This is a genomic window from Arthrobacter sp. Z5-13 (assembly GCF_056499105.1).
In genome coordinates this window covers 2,268,595-2,286,406 of record NZ_CP096460.1, presented here as the reverse complement: position 1 = coordinate 2,286,406, position 17,812 = coordinate 2,268,595, and the positions used below count along the sequence as shown (strand labels likewise).

The window sequence follows — 17,812 nt, the reverse complement described above, 5'->3', positions numbered from 1 at the left end:
CGAGGCATCTCCTTCGGGATATTGTGGGCTGAAGTCAGCCCCGGTAGTCTGGGGCGAAGGTCAAGCAGCGGCCCATGACTCTTCCTCACAGGGGTAAGAAACATGGACCATGAACTGCGCGTAAACCCATCCCACCGAAGCCTGAGCCTGACTCTGTCGCGCGCGGCCCTGCCGCCCTCAGGGGGACAGTCGAAATGAACCTCAGAGACGAGTGGGAGAGGCTCGATTCTGAGACACGGAAGTGGCTGCTGGAGAATCCTGGATGCGTGATTCTGCCGAGGACCATGTCAGCCCGGATACTCAGGGACGCCGCCGGGAAGGCTGAATGTGACCGGCACGGCCAGATCCCGCTGTCCAGGGAGGACCTCGATTTTATCCGGGAGAAAACAGACAGCACCGGCTCCATCACCACCGAATACCGGTTCTTTGACGCAAACCAGCCCTGAGTAACGATCAGCGACCAACCGCGCCGCAGGCAATTCCACAGCTGGCCAAGATCAGCATCAGGCGATCTGGGTGACGCGGCTTTGCTGGCAAAGGGGATAGTCCTGCAGGAAAGGCGCTAAGCGCTCCTGCATGGCTCTAAAATCCGAGCCATACATGTACAGCGCCGTTTCCTGCGACCCTTGCCAATGGCTGTTTACCGTGCCAACGCCCTCCAGCAACCTGCCACATTCAGCATAGACAAAGTTAGAGTCACAATCCTGGTCTCCGTTGGCTCCGAGTTGGGTGCCGCCGCCGACCACCCGAATGCCGTGGCCATGCCGTGCCATCGCTGCATCAAAGGCATCTTCGATATCGGCCCGGTCCATCGGTTGCAGACGGGCGTTCAAAGTGGCGACGATGATCGACGTGTCCTTCTTCTTTTTGAAAAGTCCAAACATTTCGCGTGGGTCCTTTACGGTGGAAGGGTTTTCGGCGCAGGACAACCACCAGCTGCAGCCTTTCTGGACAAGTGGCGCGAGCTTGAGGCTAGGTGAAGGATATCCTGCGGACCCACGGTCTCAGCGGACGTCCATGACCTCCGCGTCGGTGATCCGCTGCAGGTCCCGGTAGGTGATGGAGAACATGGAGTTGTGGTCTCCGCCTCCCGCCCAAAGGATCTCGTGCTGCTCCAGTGTGGAGTCCAGCAACGTCCGTATCTTGCGCGGGTGCCCGAGCGGGGCCACCCCACCGACTTCCTGCCCTGTGTGTTCAAGGACGAAGCGTGCCGTGGCGCGCCGTATCCGCCCGGAGCCCAGCTGCGCCGCGACGTAATCTGTGTCCACCCGGGCCGCTCCACTGGCAAGGATCAGGAGCGGGCCGCCGTCGAGTTCGAATACCAGGCTGTTGGTGATGGCCGCCACCTGGCAACCCAACACCGTCGCTGCGGCAGCTGCGGTTGGAACTTTTGTGTCGAAGATCTTCACCGTGTCCTGGACGCCGGCATTGACAAGGGCTCGCTGCACGTTGGCAACTGCGTCGGGAATCATCGCAAATACTCTCTGTCAGAAGCCCTGTGCGTCCAGGATGGCATCTTCCTCTTCCTCTGAGGTCGCTTTCCTGGCTTTTCGGGGGAGTGGACGACGGCGGGCCTGGGGCACTGCGGCATGCTCGCCGTCGTATTCGGTTCCTGCCTCGCCAGCGAGTTCATCTTCGGCGTCAAGTGCGGCATTTTTTGCCTGCTGTCTGGCCGCGTAACCGAACGCGACGAACATCAGGACGCCGAAAGCAAACCACTGCAGGGAGTAGGAGAGGTGCGTGCCTTCCTCCACAGACGGTTTAGGGAAGGCGACGGGCATGTCTGCTGCCGGAGGATTTTCACTGGCCAGTTGACCGTAAGCCCCAGTCATCAGCGGGTAGGCGAGCTCCGCCGAATAGCTCGGAAGGTCGATGCTGGCTAGCTGGCCTTCCGGGGCGCCGCGCTGAAGTTGCGGCTCACTTGCCTTGAGGCGCACCACTGCGGTGACCTTTCCGGCTGGTGGGGCCGGTATGGCATCCGGCCTTCCCGGGGTGTTGTTCCCGATGGGCAGCCAGCCGCGGTCCACCACCACAGTCTCACCAGTCTCGAGCCGGAACGGGACGAGCACCTCATAACCGGGCTGCCCGTTGAGCGGCCGGTTGCGCACAATCCGCTGACCCTGGGTGTCGTAGGATCCCTTCAGCTCGACCTGCGTCCACTCACGTTCCGGGTCCAGGTGCTCAAACTGGTCTCGGGCTTCCGGGAAGGCAAGGGGTTCCGCCGAGTAGTTGCTCGTCACCCTGTTGATCTCCGCCAGGGTTTCGGCACGCCTGTCCATTTGCCAGCGGCCCAGAAAAACGCAGGCCGAGGCAAAGACTGCAGCCAACACCAAGTAGCCCAGCCACTTGCTGGAGAAGAGAAAGCGGTACATTCAGAGATCCCTGCCTGCTGGGAGATTTCCGGGACCGGCCGGATGTTCGCCAAGTTCCAGAGTTTCCTTCCAGAGTCCTCGCGTCTGCAGGTATTCCTCCAGCCAGGTCCGGTGTTCCTCGCACGCCAGCCAGGTCTTACGCCGTTCCGGTGTATGAATTTTCGGGTTATTCCACAGCAACTGCCACGATGCTGCGTTGCGGCAACCCTTCCGTGAACACCTGGCCTCGGGGATAACGGTGTCGCTCCCGGCAAGATCAAAAATACTCATGAAGCTGCGCGTTCCTCGCCCTCTATGTTGTCCCCGTTGTCCTCCAGGAGTTCTCCCTGCAGCACCACCATCTGATCCTCATCTGCAGGCTGCTGCGCTGGCTCGGGGGCGTCTATCTCTGCCAGGGGAGCGGATTCCAACAGCGAATCGCTGTGGATTTCCGCCTTGTCGCTGCCGTTTGCGATGACAACGGCTATCCAAGGAAGGAACACCGCCCCGGCAATAGCAATGATTTTCAACCAACCGTCCAGGACAAAGACGAGGACAAGGCAGACCATACGGATACCCATGGCCACCGCATACTTGATCATCCGCTGACGCATCTCTTCAGAATGTGCCGTGGCGGCATCGGTGATGCTGTGTACCTCGGCGTCACCTGAGGCGTTGTCCGGCTCTCCGGATGCCCGGGAGGCCCGTCGGTGTTCAAGTGTCACGGCTGAATAATCACACTCCAAAGGCTTGCTTCAATTCTCTCACCATCGGCAGGACCACCCAAACGGAGGCTAAGATCGGAGGCGGTAAACCCAGCCCTCACCGCGGTGCCGTTCGCCCGCAGAAAACCGGAGACCCACATGACTGAAGCAGTACCCGCAGGTCGCAGCGTCCTTATCACTGGCGGAAACCGCGGAATCGGCCTGGCCATAGCCGAGGCGTTCCTGGCTAACGGCGACAGGGTAGCCGTGACATTCCGCAGCGAATCTGACCTTCCGGCCGGGATCCTCGGCGTCAAGGCCGACGTGACGGACGAGTCGTCGGTGGATGCAGCCTTCACTGAAGTCGAAGCCGCCCACGGACCTGTTGAGGTTCTTGTTGCTAACGCCGGAATCACCAGGGACACGTTGTTGATGCGAATGAGCGAGGACGACTTCACGTCTGTCATTGACACCAATCTCACGGGCGCCTTCCGAGTCATCAAGCGGGCTTCGAAAGGGATGATCAAAATGCGGAAGGGGCGTGTGGTGCTCATCTCCTCCGTCTCAGGCCTCTACGGGGCACCTGGCCAGATCAACTACTCGGCGTCCAAAGCCGGTCTGGTTGGTATTGCCCGTTCCCTCACCCGGGAACTCGGATCCCGAGGCATCACGGCGAACGTGGTGGCGCCCGGTTTCATCAACACCGACATGACTGCTGAACTCCCTGAGGCGACCCAGAAGGATTACCTGACGAAGGTTCCTGCCGGCCGTTTTGCTGAACCCACCGAAGTCGCCAATGTGGTCCGCTGGATCGCGGGGGATGAGGCTGCCTACATCTCAGGGGCCGTGATTCCGGTCGACGGCGGCCTGGGAATGGGCCACTAACCGGGACTTCACATGGCGCTTTCGACCGGGACTTTCTGCCCTTAGCAGCGCTTCGCTCCGGGTATGTAATGGGAGTATCGACCGGCCCCAAAGAGCACGGGCCGGATCCCGAGGAGGAATACCATGGCCGATCTCAAGTGGGCGCCGTCAGACGTCATGGAACCCATCAGGCGGTTCCTTGACGGCGATCTCACGTTTTCATCCATCAGGGTGGAGCAGTTTATGGAGGGCGACAGCATGGTTGTCAGGGCTGAACTGCCCGGCATCGATCCGGAGAAGGACCTTGACGTCTCTGTTGCCGACGGCATGCTGCAGATCAAGGCTGAGCGCCAGGAGAAGTCCGAGCACAAGGTCAAGAACAGCTACCGTTCTGAATTCCGCTACGGTTCGTTCAACCGGAGTATCGCGCTTCCTCCTGGCGCCCGGGAGCAAGACATCACTGCCCAGTACAAGGATGGTGTGCTGGAAGTGCGGGCACCCGCAAGGGAGCCGTCTGAAAGCGCCGAAAAGCGCAGGATCCGCATCGACCACGGCTGACGTGCTCCCCCGGACGCGAACAAGTCCGGGACTAAAGGTTCCAATGGCGCGGACAGGCGTTCCAGCCTGCCCGCGCCATTTCATGCCTCCAACGGATGACCATAGCAGTGGCCCAGAGAGCTTTGGCCCTGAAACTAGGGCGGGCGTTCTTCTTTGTTGAGGTCGCACAAGCGAATTCCGCCGGGCCGCTGGCATGATGGACTGCGGACGAACTGACTTGAGACGTTGTGACAAAGGAGCTTGTATGGGACTGCTGGACAATAAGACCGCCATCGTGACGGGGTCGTCACGCGGTATTGGCGCCGAGGTTGCCAAGTACCTCGCGGCCGAGGGTGCCGCCGTCGTCGTGAACTACCGGCAGAAGGCTCCCCGGGCGAATAAGGTGGTGGCAGAGGTCGAGGCGGCCGGCGGCCGCGCCGTTGCTGTAGGCGCCGACCTGACCACTCAGGAGGGTGTGCAGGCGCTTGTCACGGCAGCCATGGAGAACTTCGGCTCCCTTGACGTACTGGTCCTGAACGCCTCCGGCGGAATGGAGTCAGGCATGGAGGAAGGCTACGCGCTGAAACTCAACCGCGATGCACAGGTGAACCTGCTCAATGCGGCCGCCCCCCTCATGGCCGAGGGGTCCCGGGTGGTTTTCGTTACGAGCCACCAGGCACACTTCATCGACTCTGTTGCCACGATGCCTGAATACGAGCCCGTGGCCCGAAGCAAGCGTGCCGGCGAAGACGCGTTGCGTGAACTGGTCCCGCATTTAGCTGAGAAGGGCATCTCTCTCGTAGTGGTATCAGGGGACATGATTGAGGGAACCGTCACGGCGACCCTCCTGGACCGCTCAAATCCCGGTGCCATTGAGGCCCGCCGCGCAGAGGCAGGCAAGCTGTACTCCGTCTCGGAGTTCGCCGCTGAGGTGGCCAAAATGGTGACGGCCGACGTCGAATCCGGTCACACAGAGTATGTGGGCGGCGCGGATTACTTTGGCAAGACCCTGAGCTGAGTTCCACCGGCGGGGCTGGTTTCTGTTCACAGTGCCAGCCCCGCCGGGCATCACACTCCGGCGATGTGCCTGACGGCATCAAGGTAGGGCATGTTGATTGCGGAGTCAGCGACAGCCCGTACGGCGGGCTTTGCGTTGAACGCGACTCCGATCCCTGCGGCACCCAGCATGTCCAGGTCATTGGCTCCGTCACCGACTGCGATGGTATTTTCCATCGCCACACCGTCTGCCGCAGCCCATTCACGCAGGTACTTTTCCTTCGCGGCGCGGTCAATCACGGCGCCGAGGACTTTTCCGGTCAGGGCGCCATCCACGATCTCCAGTTCGTTGGCGATCCAATGGTCAAGGCCCAATTCTTCGGCGATCGGCTGCAGGATCTGGTTGAATCCGCCCGACACCACAGCCACTGGGTGGCCGGCGGCTTTGAAGGCTGCAACAAGTTCTGCAGCACCCTCGCTGAGCTTCACTTCAGCCCGTACAGAATGGACGACGGCGGCCGGCAACCCCGCCAGTACAGCCACCCGGGCGTGAAGGCTTTGCGCGAAGTCCAATTCCCCGCGCATGGCGGCCTCCGTCACGGCGGCCACTTCCTCGCGTTTTCCTGCGTACGCGGCCAGGAGTTCAATGACCTCCTGTTGGATCAAAGTGGAGTCGACGTCCATGATGAGGAACTTCCGCGGCGCGTTCCGCAGCGACGCAGGAACGATCGCAGTGTCCATTCCCTGGATGCCGGAGCCGGCGACCCTTCCTCGAAGGTCGGCGATGTCCGAGGCCAGGCCCTGCTCCACAGTGAAGTCGATCGTATTGACTTCGTACCGGCCGTCTCCCGCGGTGGATTCGCCCGCCAGAGTTGCCCCCGATTCAACCAGCGCCGAGCGCAGCTGCCCAAGGCTGTCGGAGGGCAATTTCAGGCCGTAGCTGACCGCAGTCACGTTCGAAGTCATGCCTGTAATCTTAGTCAGCGCCGATGCGGAGCCCGAATTCATTTCGTTCAACGTCCGGTTATCAGTCGCCCCCCATTTTGTCCTAGTGTCTACTCCTATGAGTGATGTTCTTGAAATGGCTGCTGTCAGCGTTGTCCGTGGAGCCAAAACGCTTCTGAACAAAGTCGACTGGCAGGTCAGGGAAGGCGAACGCTGGGTCATTCTCGGCCCCAATGGAGCCGGCAAGACCACTCTGCTCCAGATTGCGGCTGCCCGGCTCCACCCCACGAGTGGCATGGCCGGCATTCTCGAGGAGATCCTTGGTGCGGTAGACGTCTTTGAACTGCGCCCACGGATCGGGTTGTCCTCCGCTGCCCTGGCCAATCAAATCCCCGAACACGAAAAAGTCCTTAACGTAGTGGTGACGGCGGCCTACGGTGTCACCGGCCGCTGGCGGGAGGGCTACGAGAAGGATGACGAACGCCGGGCCTTCACCTTGCTCAACGAATGGGGGATGGGGCCCCTGCTTAACCGACCCTTCGCCTCATTGTCCGAAGGGGAACGCAAACGAGTCCAGATAGCCCGCGCCCTGATGACGGACCCCGAACTCCTCCTCCTCGATGAGCCTGCAGCCGGGCTGGATCTGGGCGGACGTGAGGATCTGGTTCACCGCCTCAGCGAACTTGCGAAGGACGACGGAGCGCCCGCCATCGTGCTCGTCACGCACCACCTCGAGGAAGTCCCTCCCGGATTCACCCACGCAATGCTGATGCGGGATGCAGGCGTAGTGGCGTCCGGCCCCATTGAGCAGGTCCTCACCGCCGAGCATCTGAGCGAGACCTTTGGATTGCCGCTGGATGTGAGTGTGAACGCCGGGCGCTACACCGCGACCGCGCGGCGCTAAGCGCCGGTCACAGACACAGCGTGGAGTTTCTCAGCGGCATCTTTATCTTTTTGGCCGGCTTATGGGCGGGAACCATCAACAGTGTTGTTGGTTCAGGCACTCTGGTTACGTTCCCCGTGCTGATCGCCCTGGGGATGGCCCCTGTCACAGCATCCATCAGCAATGCCACCGGACTTGTGGCCGGAAACGCCGCCGGGGCCTGGGGCTACCGTAAGGAACTGGTTGGCCGCGGAAAGCAGCTGATTAAGCTCCTGCCCGCCTCGCTTCTGGGAGGAATCACCGGGGCCTGGCTGTTGCTGCAGCTTCCCGAGCAGGTCTTCCACTATGCGGCACCCGTGCTCATAGTCCTCGCACTGCTGATGGTTGTGTTCCAGCCGCGGCTCCAGCGGTGGGTTCGGGAACGAGAGGAGAATCCCGAGCACGCCCTCCGGGACAGGAGCCATGGCATCATCCTCCTGGTGCTGGTTTATCTTGCCGGGGTTTACGGCGGGTACTTCGTTGCAGCCCAGGGCATCCTGCTCGTGGGCATTCTGGGAATTTTCCTGACGGGCACAATACAAAACGCCAACGCAATGAAGAACATCCTGGTACTTGGGGTGAACATGATAGCCGCGGTCTCCTACCTGATCTTCGCCTTCGACAGGATCAACTGGGCCGCCGTCGGCATCATCGCCGTCAGCTCGGTTGTCGGCGGCTATTTCGGGTCCAAAGTCGGCCGCAGGCTTTCCCCGACCGTCTTGAGAGGTGTCATCTTCACCTTGGGGCTGGTGGCACTGGGCTTTATGATCGCTAATCTGCTGGAATAATCAGGCAGTGACTTTCCATTACCTTGAATCTGCCGACGACCCGCTGGTGTCCGATTACACCCAACTGACGGACGTCCACCTGCGCAAAATCCGCGAGCCTGCCGAGGGCATGTACATCGCGGAGTCCTCGCGGGTACTGCGGAGGGCTTTAGCCGCCGGTCACCGTCCCAGATCCTTTTTCCTGGCAGAGAAATGGCGTAAGGATCTCAGCGACGTCTTCGAAGAGTATCCAGACGTCCCCGCCTTCATCGGAAGCGCGGCGCTGCTGGAGGAGATCACAGGGTTCCACCTGCACCGGGGTGCCATGGCTGCCATGGAACGTCCTGCACCCGTCCCGCTTGCTGAGCTGCTTTCCGGGGCACGCCGAGTGGCTGTCCTTGAAGACATCGTGGACCACACCAACGTCGGCGCGATTTTCCGTTCCGCCGCCGCGTTGGGGATAGACGCTGTCCTGATTTCCCCGCGCTGCGGCGACCCGCTGTACCGGCGAAGCGTCAGGGTGAGCATGGGCACCGTGTTCCAGGTGCCCTGGGCGCGACTTGAATCATGGCCCGGGGACCTCGCGGTGCTCCGGGACCACGGCTTCAAAGTGGCGGCCATGGAACTTACTGAGGACGCTGTGGACGTGGACGCCCTGGCAAGGGAGAACCCGGACAAACTCGCCTTGGTACTTGGGACCGAGGGAGCGGGGATGAGTGCGGAGACGCTGGCCGCCGTCGACCTTGCGGTGAAGATCCCCATGCGTGCCGGTGTTGACTCCCTCAACGTAGCGGCTGCCTCGGCGGTAGCATTCTGGGAGTTGCGCGCCCGCCCCTGACGTCGGGGGGACAGTTCGTCAGCCCTGCGCTTTTCGGGTAGTATAGATAGCTGGTTGTTCTGCGCCTTCAGGCGCGTGTCCTGCCATCCCATTCATACCTGGCAGCTGGCCAAATCCAGTTGCGTGAACGAAGGTCCCATTATGAAGTCTGATATTCACCCGAAGTACGAAGCTGTTGTTTTCAACGACCTGGCTTCCGGCGTCAAGTTCCTGACCAAGTCCACCGTGTCTTCCAAGAAGACCATCGAGTGGGAAGACGGCAACACCTACCCGGTCATCGACGTCGAAATCTCCTCCGAGTCCCACCCGTTCTACACGGGCAAGCAGCGCATCATGGACTCTGCAGGCCGCGTCGAGCGCTTCAACGCTCGCTTCAAGGGCTTCGGCGGCAAGAAGTAATACTTCTCCCCAGGATTCTCTGAAAAAGCCCGCACCGGCAACGGTGCGGGCTTTTGCGTTCCTGGGGCAGGATGGGAGGTATGACTTTCCAGCCTGAAACCGCCCCCGCTGATGACCATAACGACGGCGGTTTCCGCCGGCATGGTGAGTACAAGGTGCCCGGCGGCAAACTCGTGGTGGTGGACTTCGACGTCGAGGATGGCCGTCTGGCCGACGTTTCAGTCAGCGGGGACTTCTTCCTGGAACCGGATGAGGCCCTGCTGGATATCAACCGCGCCCTGACGGGGCTCTCCGAGGAGGCAGGAGCAGCCGACATCGCTTCGGCCGTAACCTCCGGCCTTCGGGAGGATGCTGCGCTTTTCGGCTTCTCCGCGGCGGCGGTTGCCGTGGCAGTGCGAAGGGCCCTGGCGAAGGCGACGTCCTGGTCCGACCACCATTGGAACGTGATTGCCCCCGTGGTCCTTCCAACGCACGTCAACGTTGCCCTGGATGAAGTCCTTACCGAGGAAGTAGGAGCGGGGCGCCGGAACCCTACCCTGCGGTTCTGGGACTGGGAGGAGCCCTCTGTGGTGATCGGGAGCTTCCAGTCCGTGCGGAACGAGATTGAGCCCGACGGCGTTGCCCGCCACGGCGTGACGGTAGTGCGCAGGATCAGCGGCGGCGGAGCGATGTTCATGGAGGCAGGGAACTGCATCACGTACTCGCTCTACCTGCCCCAAACCCTGGTGGACGGCATGAGTTTCGCGGATTCCTACAGCTTTCTGGACGCGTGGGTTCTGGCGGCCCTGGAGAAGCTCGGTATCAATGCCTTCTATGTGCCCCTCAATGACATTGCCACTGACCAGGGCAAGATCGGCGGTGCAGCGCAAAAGAGGCTGGCGAACGGCGGAATGCTCCATCACGTCACCATGAGCTACGACATCAACGCCGACAAGATGGTGGAGGTGCTCCGGATCGGCAAGGAGAAGCTCTCCGACAAAGGAACCCGCAGTGCCAAGAAACGGGTAGATCCGCTCCGTCGCCAGAGCGGATTGACGCGTGGCGACATCATCCAGGCAATGATCGAGGTCTTTGCCGAGCGGTACGCAGCAACTCCTTCAGAACTGACTGAAGCCGAACTCCAGGCGGCCGAGCAACGCGTGGAAGCCAAGTTCGATACTCATGAATGGCTGCACCGGGTTCCGTAGAACTCAGCGACGACGGCTCCCCGGTTACGGGGCAACCGATGCTGTTTTGGCGGCCAGGGCCTGAGCCACAAGCGCACGATGCAAATGGCTCCGCTGCTCGATAACGATCCGTCGCAGCGCCGCGGGGACTGCTTGGTGCCGGACGAGCCAGTCATCGACGCGGACAATCACAGGATGGGCTTCCGGATCGGTGACATTGCCGCTGAGGTCCTGTCCGAACGGGAATAAACCGCGGACGATCCGGGTGGCTATTTCGATGCTTCGTTCAGTCCATACCTGTTCCAGGCAGGCAAAATAGCGCTCCACGTAGTCATCCAGAAGCCCTGCCGGTGCCGTATTGAAGCCGGCAATTGTGGCGCTCAGCAGTTCGTTGGACAGCGAGCTTCCATTGACCGCCTGGTCCCATGCAGCGGCCTTCACTGCCGGGTCAGGGCGGGCAGCCAAAGCCGTGGCGTGCCCGGCACGCCCGGATGCGGTATTGTCCCTGGCCAAGTCCCCATCCAACTGCAAGGGACCAGCCTGCCCCTGCGCGGCAAGAGCATGCCAAAGACTCCAGCGCAGGTCGGCGTCCACGGCCAGTCCCTCCGGCACCGAGCTGCCGTCCAGGAGGTTCCGCAGCAGTTGGATCTGCCCAGCGTCCCGACGGCTGGTTTCGGCAACAGTGCGCGCCCATGCGAGCTGCTGGTCCGAGCCAGGAGGGGCCGCCCACAGTTCGGCCGCGGCAGCTGAGAGAAAGCGGCTTCGCACCAACTCCCGCTCGAACGCCGGGACGTAATGCTCCAGGGCGGTGCTTGCATTGTTCAGCACCGTCGAGAGAACACCACTGCCTGTCTCTGACGGGGCAAAGGCAAGCACGGCGTCAAGGTATCGGGACGCGGGCGTGACGCCGTCGCGCGCGGAATCCCACAGGGCGGTCCAGCACAGGGCCCGTGCCATGGGGTCAGGAATTGTGTGGAGGGAGGTGCGAACCGTGGCCTCGGAGGCGGGGTCAAGCCGCACCTTGGCATAGCTCAGGTCATCATCGTTGACGAGCAGAAGGGCCGGCCGGCGCTTGCCCTCAAGCCCGGGGACAAGGGTGCGGTTCCCCTGCACGTCAACGTCCATGCTGTCCGTACGCACCAGGGCGCCAGCGGCGTCGAAGTCGTAGAGCCCCACCCGCAGCCGGTGGGGCCGCAGTTCCTCGCGTCCCGTTACGGGATCCTCCGCGTCCTGGACGAGGATCACAGACCCGAGGACGCCGTCGTGCTCCTCAAGTTCCGTCCGGAGGGTGGAGATCCCGGAAGTCTGAAGCCACTGCTTCGCCCACGTGCCGAGGTCACGGCCGGAGGCGTTACTCAAAGCAGCAAGCAGGTCAGTCAGAGTGGTATTTCCAAAAGCATGATCACGAAAGTACTGGCGGGAACCGGCAATGAAGGCGTCAAAGCCCACATATGCCACCAGCTGCTTGAGGACTGAAGCGCCCTTGGCATAGGTGATGCCGTCGAAGTTCTGCTTGGCCGCTTCAAGGTCAGGGATATCTGCGACGATGGGGTGCGTCGTGGGAAGCTGGTCCTGGACGTACGCCCAGGCTTTACGTTTGTTGGCGAAATTCACCCACGCAGTGTCCCAGTCAGTTGCGCGGTCAACACCAAGGGTTCCCATGTAGTCCGCAAAGGATTCCTTCAGCCACAAATCGTCCCACCAGCTCATCGTGACGAGGTCGCCGAACCACATGTGGGCCATTTCGTGCAGCAGGGTATTCGCCCTGCCCTGATACTGGGCGTCGCTGGCGCGGGACCTGAAAATGTAATGCTCCGTGAACGTCACCAGTCCCGGGTTTTCCATCGCACCCAGGTTGTATTCCGGAACGAAGGCCTGGTCGTATTTGCCCCACGGATACGGGTAATCGAAGAGGTCATTGAAGAACGCCAAACCGTTCTTCGTCAGGCGGAAAAGTTCGGCGGTGTCAAAGGATGCAGCCATGGAAGCGCGACAGTACAGGGCCAAGGGGACCTCTAGCTCGGACCCGTCGCTTGCAACGCCGCTCCAGTGGTCCACGGCGCGGAAGTAGGGTCCGGCGAGGACTGTGGTGATGTACGTGGACATGGGCTTCGCCGGGGAAAAGTCCCAGCGGCTGGTGCCGGGGTCTTCCGCCAGCGGCAGGCAGCTGCTTTCGATGCCGTTGGATGCGACAAGCCATCCTGCCGGCGCCAGAACGTGAAAGGTGAATTCTGCCTTGAGATCGGGTTGTTCGAAGTTGGCGAATACCCGTCTGGCGTCTGCCGGTTCGTACTGAGTGTAGAGGTAGCACTGACCGTCTGCCGGGTCGAAGAAGCGGTGCATTCCTTCCCCGGAACTGCTGTAGAGCGCCGTGCCCGTAACAGTTACCTGGTTCTCTGCCTGAAGATCGTCGAGCCGGATCCGGGCGCCGTCAACAACGTCCCCCACAGCAAGGCTCTTGCCGTTCAGAACAACGCTGCTGACTTCCTCCCCAACAAAATCAAGGAACGTTGAACCTCCTGGTTCAGACGCGGAGAAGCTGATGACACTTCGAGTGGGATACCCCGCCACAGCCGGGTTCGGCGCCTGCCGGACATCAAGGGAAACGTCGTAGCTCCGAGTGGTGATCAGGGCCGACCGTTTTGCCGCTTCATCGCGCTGCAGATTCTCATTTGACACTTAGCTATTGAATCACGACAGCATCACGTCGAAATCATGAACAAAGCCGCAGCGAGCCCCAGCACAGCAATGAGGAACCATGACGCCAGGGCAGCCAGGAGCGCACGCGAACCGGTGTGGAGAAGCGTCCGGATCCGCACGGCCCAACCGAGACCGAACAGGGCCATTCCGAGCAGGAGTTCCTGCAGCGCATTCCCCACATCCAGCCATCCCGGTGAGAGCCATCCTGTGGACCTCAGGACCACCATGGCCAGGAACCCGAGCACAAAGAGCGGCACCAGGGGAGGGAACGCGCCGTCGCTGGATACCAAACCGCCAGCGGCGTCGCGTGGCGTCCGTCTGGAGGCCTTCTTGGCGGTAAACCGCTGGTGGAGTCCAGCAGCGGCCACCATAGGTGCCAGCAGGATGACCCGTGTCAGTTTGACGACGACGGCGATGGCCAGGGCGGAGGTCCCGGCTGTTTGCGCTGTTGCCACCACCTGGCCGACGTCGTGGACTGACGCGCCGGTCCATGCACCGAAAACCTCCGGGGAGAGCCGGAGCGGATGGCTCAGAAGCGGAAGCACTCCGATGGCCAACGTGCCGCACAGGGTCACGAGCGCCACGGGCAGGACGGTGTCAACGGTCCGGATGCGCCGCACCGCTGCCATGGCTCCAATGGCCGAGGCGCCGCAGATGGAGAACCCGGTGGCGATCAAAAGGGACGCCTCCCGCGGAAGCCTGAACAGCCGTGAAATGCCGTACGTACCGGCGAAGCTTGCCAGGACCACCCCTGCGATAAGCATCAACGCCGTCCAACCCAGGCCCAGCACATCAGGCATACTCACTTTGAGGCCGAGGACAACGATTCCCGCACGCATGAGGTGCTTGCCGGAGAAGTCCAGTCCGGGCCGTGCACGGCCAGCCACCCACGTTCCCGAGCCCGGGAGGTTCGCGGTGAGAAGTCCGAGGACGACAGCCAGGGTCATGGCAGGCAGTGCCGGCATAACGGCATGCAGGGCGAAAGCGGCGGCCACCGCTGGCACGCCGGTCAACAGTCCTGGCAGCAGCCTCGCGAGCTGCCATCTCCTATGACCGGAAGGGACGGCGGGGAAACTGGGCGGCGGCACTCACCTACCATGCCGGAAGAGCGCAGTAAAACACGAACCGGCGCAAAGACTTCAAGACGCATCAACACGCCACAATGGGACCCGGTAATGATTTCGCAACAAAAAGATGGTTGGCTATTGGACATGTCTGACCTATTCCAGGATTACTCCGTAGCCGCAGGACGCAGTGGCGCCTACGACGAGATGTTTGCGCCCGGCCAGATGACACGCGACTCGTACGGCCAGGTTGCCGACGCGCTGAGTGAACTGTCCCTCGCCGATGTGAGCGCACGCGCCGATTCCATGGCGCGGACCTTCCTGGACCGCGGCGTGACGTTCGACTACGCGGGGGAGGAGCGGCCGTTCCCGCTGGATATCGTCCCGCGGGTCATACCGGCAGACGAGTGGAGCGTTTTGGAAAGGGGAGTAGCCCAGCGCGTTCGCGCCCTGGAAGCATTCCTCAACGATGTCTACGACAAAATGACCGTCGTTTCCGATGGCGTCATTCCCCGGCAGCTGATTACCACAAGTGCACACTTCCACCGTCAGGTGCAGGGCTTCGAGCCCGCCGGTGGTGTACGCGTCCACATTTCCGGCATCGACGTCGTCCGCGACGCAGCGGGAACGTTCAGGGTGCTGGAGGACAACGTGCGTGTCCCGTCCGGCGTCAGTTATGTCCTGGAAAACCGCCGGGCGATGGCGAAGGGGCTTCCCGAAGCCTTTGGCCAGCAGCTCATCCGGCCGGTGGAGGAGTACCCGCGCCGTCTCCTCTCCGCCCTGCGCAAGACCGCACCCTCCGGCGTCGACGACCCCACAGTTGTGGTCCTCACACCGGGTGTTTTCAACAGCGCTTACTTTGAACACACTCTGCTGGCCGGTTTGATGGGAGTCGAGCTCGTCGAAGGCCGCGACCTTATCTGTCGCGGCAACCGCGTCTATATGCGGACCACTGCCGGCGAACAGCGCGTGGACGTGATCTATAAGCGCATCGACGACGAATTCCTGGACCCGCTGCAGTTCCGTTCCGATTCCATGCTCGGCTGCCCGGGCTTGGTGAACGCCGCCAGGGCAGGCGGGGTGACCATCGCCAACGCGGTGGGCAATGGTGTGGCCGACGACAAGCTCGTCTACAGCTACGTTCCGGACCTCATCCGGTACTACCTCAACGAAGAACCCATCATCGCCAACGTGGATACCTACAGGCTCGAAGAGAAGGAAGCCAGGGAACACGTCCTGGACCGGCTGCACGAGCTTGTGGTCAAACCCGTAGACGGTTCGGGAGGAAAGGGCCTGGTCATCGGTCCGGACGCCTCCAAGGACGAGCTTGAGGCGCTTCGCAAGCGGGTCATCGCTGACCCCCGCGGCTGGATTGCGCAGCCCGTGCTTCAGCTGTCCACAGTTCCTACGCTGAGCGGTGATAAGTTTGGCCCCCGGCACGTTGACCTCCGTCCTTTTGCAGTCAACGACGGCGACGACGTCTGGGTGCTTCCCGGCGGACTCACCCGTGTGGCGCTCAAGGAAGGGTCGTTGATCGTCAACTCCAGCCAAGGCGGCGGGTCCAAGGACACCTGGGTGCTCGCGGACTCTCCGCAGGTCCCGGTGGAGACCCTGCCGCGTCCCACTATCACCGTTCGTGAACGCGTGTCGGTCTGGCCTGTGGAGAGCAACTGGCGCGACCGCCAGAGCGAGCAACAACAATGAGCCGGACCCATGACTTGCACGCAGTTCCCAACACACAGATTTCGGACCCGCAGGAGGTAACCGCGAATGCTTAGCCGAATTGCCGAGTCCCTTTTCTGGATCGGTCGCTACGTCGAACGGGCAGACGGTACTGCCCGCATCCTCGACGTTCACCTTGAACGGCTCAACCACCTGCCAATGGAGGAGCAGCGCAGCGTCGCCCAGGCACTGTTGGCTGTCATGGGTGCCCGGCCGCAGAGCGAAGAGTTCGGGCTCAACGAACTCCTGCACGCCCTGGCCTACGACAAGCACAGCGCCACCTCCATTGCGGGCTCCCTGGGAGCTGCCCGGGAGAACGCCCGGCGCGCCCGGGAAACTGTCTCATCAGGCCTCTGGGAGAGCCTCAACACCACGTACTACGGGCTCAACCAGCACCGCAAAGACGTCGTGGGAACGTACCGTTTCTGCAACTGGGTGCTGGAGCGTACGGCCATGGTCAGCGGGCTCGCTGACACCACGGTGAGCCACGACGAAAGCTGGCTGTTCCTCGTCCTGGGCAGGTCCCTGGAACGCGCTGACATGACCGCCCGTATGCTTTCCACCCGGGATGTCCTCTCCGCCGGCATGTCCTGGGTCAACATGCTCCGCTGCGCCGGCGCCTATGAGTCTTTCCTGCGCACCCGGCGGGCCGCCTTCGGCGACCAGCACGCCGCCGAATTCCTGCTGCTGGACAGGCTGTTCCCGCGGTCCATCGTGTACGCACTGCGTGACGCCGATGAATGCCTCGCCAAGCTGGACCCCTCAGCCCAACGTGTGGGTTTCATCAACGATGCCCGCCGGATCGTGGGCCAGGCGCGCACGTTCCTGGAGTTCCACCGCACTGATGACCTGATGTCCGAGCTGCCGGAGCACATGGAGCGCGTCCAGAAGGCCGTCTCCCAGGCCTCGGACGCCATTTCCCGTAAGTACTTCAATCAGGCGGACGAACTTGCCTGGGTGGGAGAAGTTTCATGACCCGTCTCACGATCGTCCACAAGACCGGCTACAAGTACAACAAGCGGGTCACCCTGTCCTACAACGAGGCCAGGATGACGCCCCTCACTGACCCGCAGCAGGTGGTCCTGGAATCGTCCATGAAGGTTTCTCCAAGCCAGGCGGCCGTCAGCAGCTATCGCGACTACTGGGGTACCCGGGTCACGGCGTTCGACATGCAGATGCCGCACGAGCATTTGGAGGTGGTGTCCACCACCACGGTAGAAATTCACCGGGTGGATCGGATTCCGTCCGAAGCAGACCTGGTGGGCTGGGACGTGTTGGCCCTGCCCGAAACACTGAACAGCTTCAGTGACTGGATCCCGCAGTCCCAACTCACCGGGCCAGGTACCGAAGTGTTGGGCATTGTCCCCGGCGTCGTTGCCGGCCTCACTCCACACGAGGCGGCCCTGGCCATCTTCGAATGGATGCGGGGCGAGATGACGTACATGAAGGGCACCACGGGCGTCACCACCAATGCCGAGGAAGCCTGGTCCCAGCGCCAAGGGGTCTGCCAGGACCTGGCCCACCTTGCCATTGGTGCACTGCGCAGTTGCGGTATTCCCGCCCGGTACGTCTCCGGTTACCTGCACCCGCGTTCGACGGCGGAAATCGGCGAGGCAGTGGCCGGCCAGTCGCACGCGTGGCTCGAGTGGTGGGACGGTGAATGGCGGAGCTGGGATCCGACCAACCACAAACCGGCCGGCGACTTCCACGTCACTGTGGCCCGCGGACGGGACTATCGTGACGTACCGCCGCTAAAGGGAATCCTGTCAGGTGGCGGCGGGTCCGCACTCAATGTGAGCGTGGAGATCACCCGGTTCGCCTGATGCAGTGACCGCAC

At 62.1% G+C, this 17,812-nt stretch carries 20 protein-coding genes; 12 read left to right on the top strand and 8 right to left on the bottom strand.

The annotated features are described in order from the left end of the window. Nucleotides 1–194: 194 nt before the first annotated feature. On the top strand, nucleotides 195–446 hold the full coding sequence (locus M1E02_RS10950; RefSeq protein WP_479374304.1) for a hypothetical protein: 252 nt from the start codon (nucleotides 195–197) through the stop codon (nucleotides 444–446). A gap of 57 nt (nucleotides 447–503) precedes the next feature. On the opposite strand, the gene M1E02_RS10945 is transcribed toward M1E02_RS10950, so the two are convergent. The 5 genes from M1E02_RS10945 to M1E02_RS10925 all read right to left on the bottom strand — a co-directional run bounded on the left by M1E02_RS10945 (nucleotide 504) and on the right by M1E02_RS10925 (nucleotide 3,076). Beyond that, entirely contained in the window at nucleotides 504–884 is a 381-nt protein-coding gene (locus M1E02_RS10945; RefSeq protein WP_479374303.1) for a hypothetical protein, read from the bottom strand. Nucleotides 885–1,004: 120 nt separating this feature from the next. Beyond that, nucleotides 1,005–1,472: a YbaK/EbsC family protein gene (locus M1E02_RS10940; RefSeq protein ID WP_479374302.1), complete on the bottom strand. Its 468-nt coding sequence runs from the start codon at nucleotides 1,470–1,472 to the stop codon at nucleotides 1,005–1,007. A 15-nt stretch (nucleotides 1,473–1,487) separates the two neighbouring features. Further along, complete coding sequence (locus M1E02_RS10935; protein WP_479374301.1) at nucleotides 1,488–2,372, bottom strand: SURF1 family cytochrome oxidase biogenesis protein; 885 nt, start codon at nucleotides 2,370–2,372, stop codon at nucleotides 1,488–1,490. Then, the gene (locus M1E02_RS10930; RefSeq protein ID WP_479374300.1) at nucleotides 2,373–2,642 is read right to left on the bottom strand and encodes a hypothetical protein; all 270 of its coding nucleotides are present in this window, start codon (nucleotides 2,640–2,642) and stop codon (nucleotides 2,373–2,375) included. It abuts the gene before it with no gap. Next, nucleotides 2,639–3,076: a DUF3099 domain-containing protein gene (locus tag M1E02_RS10925; RefSeq protein ID WP_479374299.1), complete on the bottom strand. Its 438-nt coding sequence runs from the start codon at nucleotides 3,074–3,076 to the stop codon at nucleotides 2,639–2,641. Before M1E02_RS10925 ends, M1E02_RS10930 begins: the two co-directional genes overlap by 4 nt. A 138-nt stretch (nucleotides 3,077–3,214) precedes the next feature. On the opposite strand from M1E02_RS10925, the gene fabG reads away from it, so the two are divergent. From fabG to M1E02_RS10910, 3 genes are all read left to right on the top strand, one after another. Next, nucleotides 3,215–3,940 (top strand): 3-oxoacyl-ACP reductase FabG, encoded by a 726-nt coding sequence (gene fabG, locus M1E02_RS10920; protein ID WP_479374298.1) that lies wholly within the window; start codon nucleotides 3,215–3,217, stop codon nucleotides 3,938–3,940. Between the two features lie 123 nt (nucleotides 3,941–4,063). Further along, complete coding sequence (locus M1E02_RS10915) at nucleotides 4,064–4,477, top strand: Hsp20/alpha crystallin family protein (protein WP_479374297.1); 414 nt, start codon at nucleotides 4,064–4,066, stop codon at nucleotides 4,475–4,477. A gap of 244 nt (nucleotides 4,478–4,721) precedes the next feature. After that, nucleotides 4,722–5,474, top strand: coding sequence for an SDR family oxidoreductase (locus tag M1E02_RS10910; protein WP_247040557.1), 753 nt, complete (start codon nucleotides 4,722–4,724; stop codon nucleotides 5,472–5,474). A 50-nt stretch (nucleotides 5,475–5,524) separates the two neighbouring features. Here the strand turns inward: M1E02_RS10910 and serB are convergent, their stop codons facing one another. Continuing rightward, complete coding sequence (gene serB, locus M1E02_RS10905) at nucleotides 5,525–6,418, bottom strand: phosphoserine phosphatase SerB (protein WP_479374296.1); 894 nt, start codon at nucleotides 6,416–6,418, stop codon at nucleotides 5,525–5,527. 97 nt (nucleotides 6,419–6,515) lie between these two features. Here serB and M1E02_RS10900 point away from each other — a divergent pair, with 97 nt between their 5' ends. The 5 genes from M1E02_RS10900 (at nucleotide 6,516) to M1E02_RS10880 (ending at nucleotide 10,510) form a co-directional block, all read left to right on the top strand. Continuing rightward, nucleotides 6,516–7,301, top strand: a complete 786-nt coding sequence (locus M1E02_RS10900; RefSeq protein ID WP_479374295.1) for an ABC transporter ATP-binding protein — start codon at nucleotides 6,516–6,518, stop codon at nucleotides 7,299–7,301. 20 nt (nucleotides 7,302–7,321) lie between these two features. Beyond that, complete coding sequence (locus tag M1E02_RS10895; protein ID WP_479374294.1) at nucleotides 7,322–8,107, top strand: sulfite exporter TauE/SafE family protein; 786 nt, start codon at nucleotides 7,322–7,324, stop codon at nucleotides 8,105–8,107. A 7-nt stretch (nucleotides 8,108–8,114) separates the two neighbouring features. Further along, entirely contained in the window at nucleotides 8,115–8,924 is an 810-nt protein-coding gene (locus tag M1E02_RS10890; protein ID WP_479374293.1) for a TrmH family RNA methyltransferase, read from the top strand. Nucleotides 8,925–9,065: 141 nt separating this feature from the next. After that, the gene (locus tag M1E02_RS10885; protein WP_028267311.1) at nucleotides 9,066–9,323 is read left to right on the top strand and encodes a type B 50S ribosomal protein L31; all 258 of its coding nucleotides are present in this window, start codon (nucleotides 9,066–9,068) and stop codon (nucleotides 9,321–9,323) included. A gap of 80 nt (nucleotides 9,324–9,403) precedes the next feature. Then, nucleotides 9,404–10,510, top strand: a complete 1,107-nt coding sequence (locus M1E02_RS10880; protein ID WP_479374292.1) for a lipoate--protein ligase family protein — start codon at nucleotides 9,404–9,406, stop codon at nucleotides 10,508–10,510. A 24-nt stretch (nucleotides 10,511–10,534) separates the two neighbouring features. On the opposite strand, the gene pepN is transcribed toward M1E02_RS10880, so the two are convergent. Beyond that, nucleotides 10,535–13,168, bottom strand: coding sequence for an aminopeptidase N (pepN, locus tag M1E02_RS10875; RefSeq protein ID WP_479374291.1), 2,634 nt, complete (start codon nucleotides 13,166–13,168; stop codon nucleotides 10,535–10,537). Nucleotides 13,169–13,191: 23 nt separating this feature from the next. Then, nucleotides 13,192–14,277 carry a YeiH family protein gene (locus M1E02_RS10870; protein WP_479374290.1) on the bottom strand — a complete coding sequence of 362 codons (1,086 nt, stop codon included), beginning with the start codon at nucleotides 14,275–14,277 and terminating at the stop codon, nucleotides 13,192–13,194. A gap of 123 nt (nucleotides 14,278–14,400) precedes the next feature. Here M1E02_RS10870 and M1E02_RS10865 point away from each other — a divergent pair, with 123 nt between their 5' ends. The 3 genes from M1E02_RS10865 to M1E02_RS10855 all read left to right on the top strand — a co-directional run bounded on the left by M1E02_RS10865 (nucleotide 14,401) and on the right by M1E02_RS10855 (nucleotide 17,798). Next, nucleotides 14,401–15,957, top strand: a complete 1,557-nt coding sequence (locus tag M1E02_RS10865) for a circularly permuted type 2 ATP-grasp protein (RefSeq protein ID WP_479378030.1) — start codon at nucleotides 14,401–14,403, stop codon at nucleotides 15,955–15,957. Between the two features lie 66 nt (nucleotides 15,958–16,023). Further along, nucleotides 16,024–16,950 carry an alpha-E domain-containing protein gene (locus M1E02_RS10860; protein ID WP_247040548.1) on the top strand — a complete coding sequence of 309 codons (927 nt, stop codon included), beginning with the start codon at nucleotides 16,024–16,026 and terminating at the stop codon, nucleotides 16,948–16,950. Continuing rightward, nucleotides 16,947–17,798: a transglutaminase family protein gene (locus tag M1E02_RS10855; protein ID WP_479378029.1), complete on the top strand. Its 852-nt coding sequence runs from the start codon at nucleotides 16,947–16,949 to the stop codon at nucleotides 17,796–17,798. The genes M1E02_RS10860 and M1E02_RS10855 overlap by 4 nt, the downstream gene beginning before the upstream one ends. Nucleotides 17,799–17,812 lie beyond the last annotated feature (14 nt).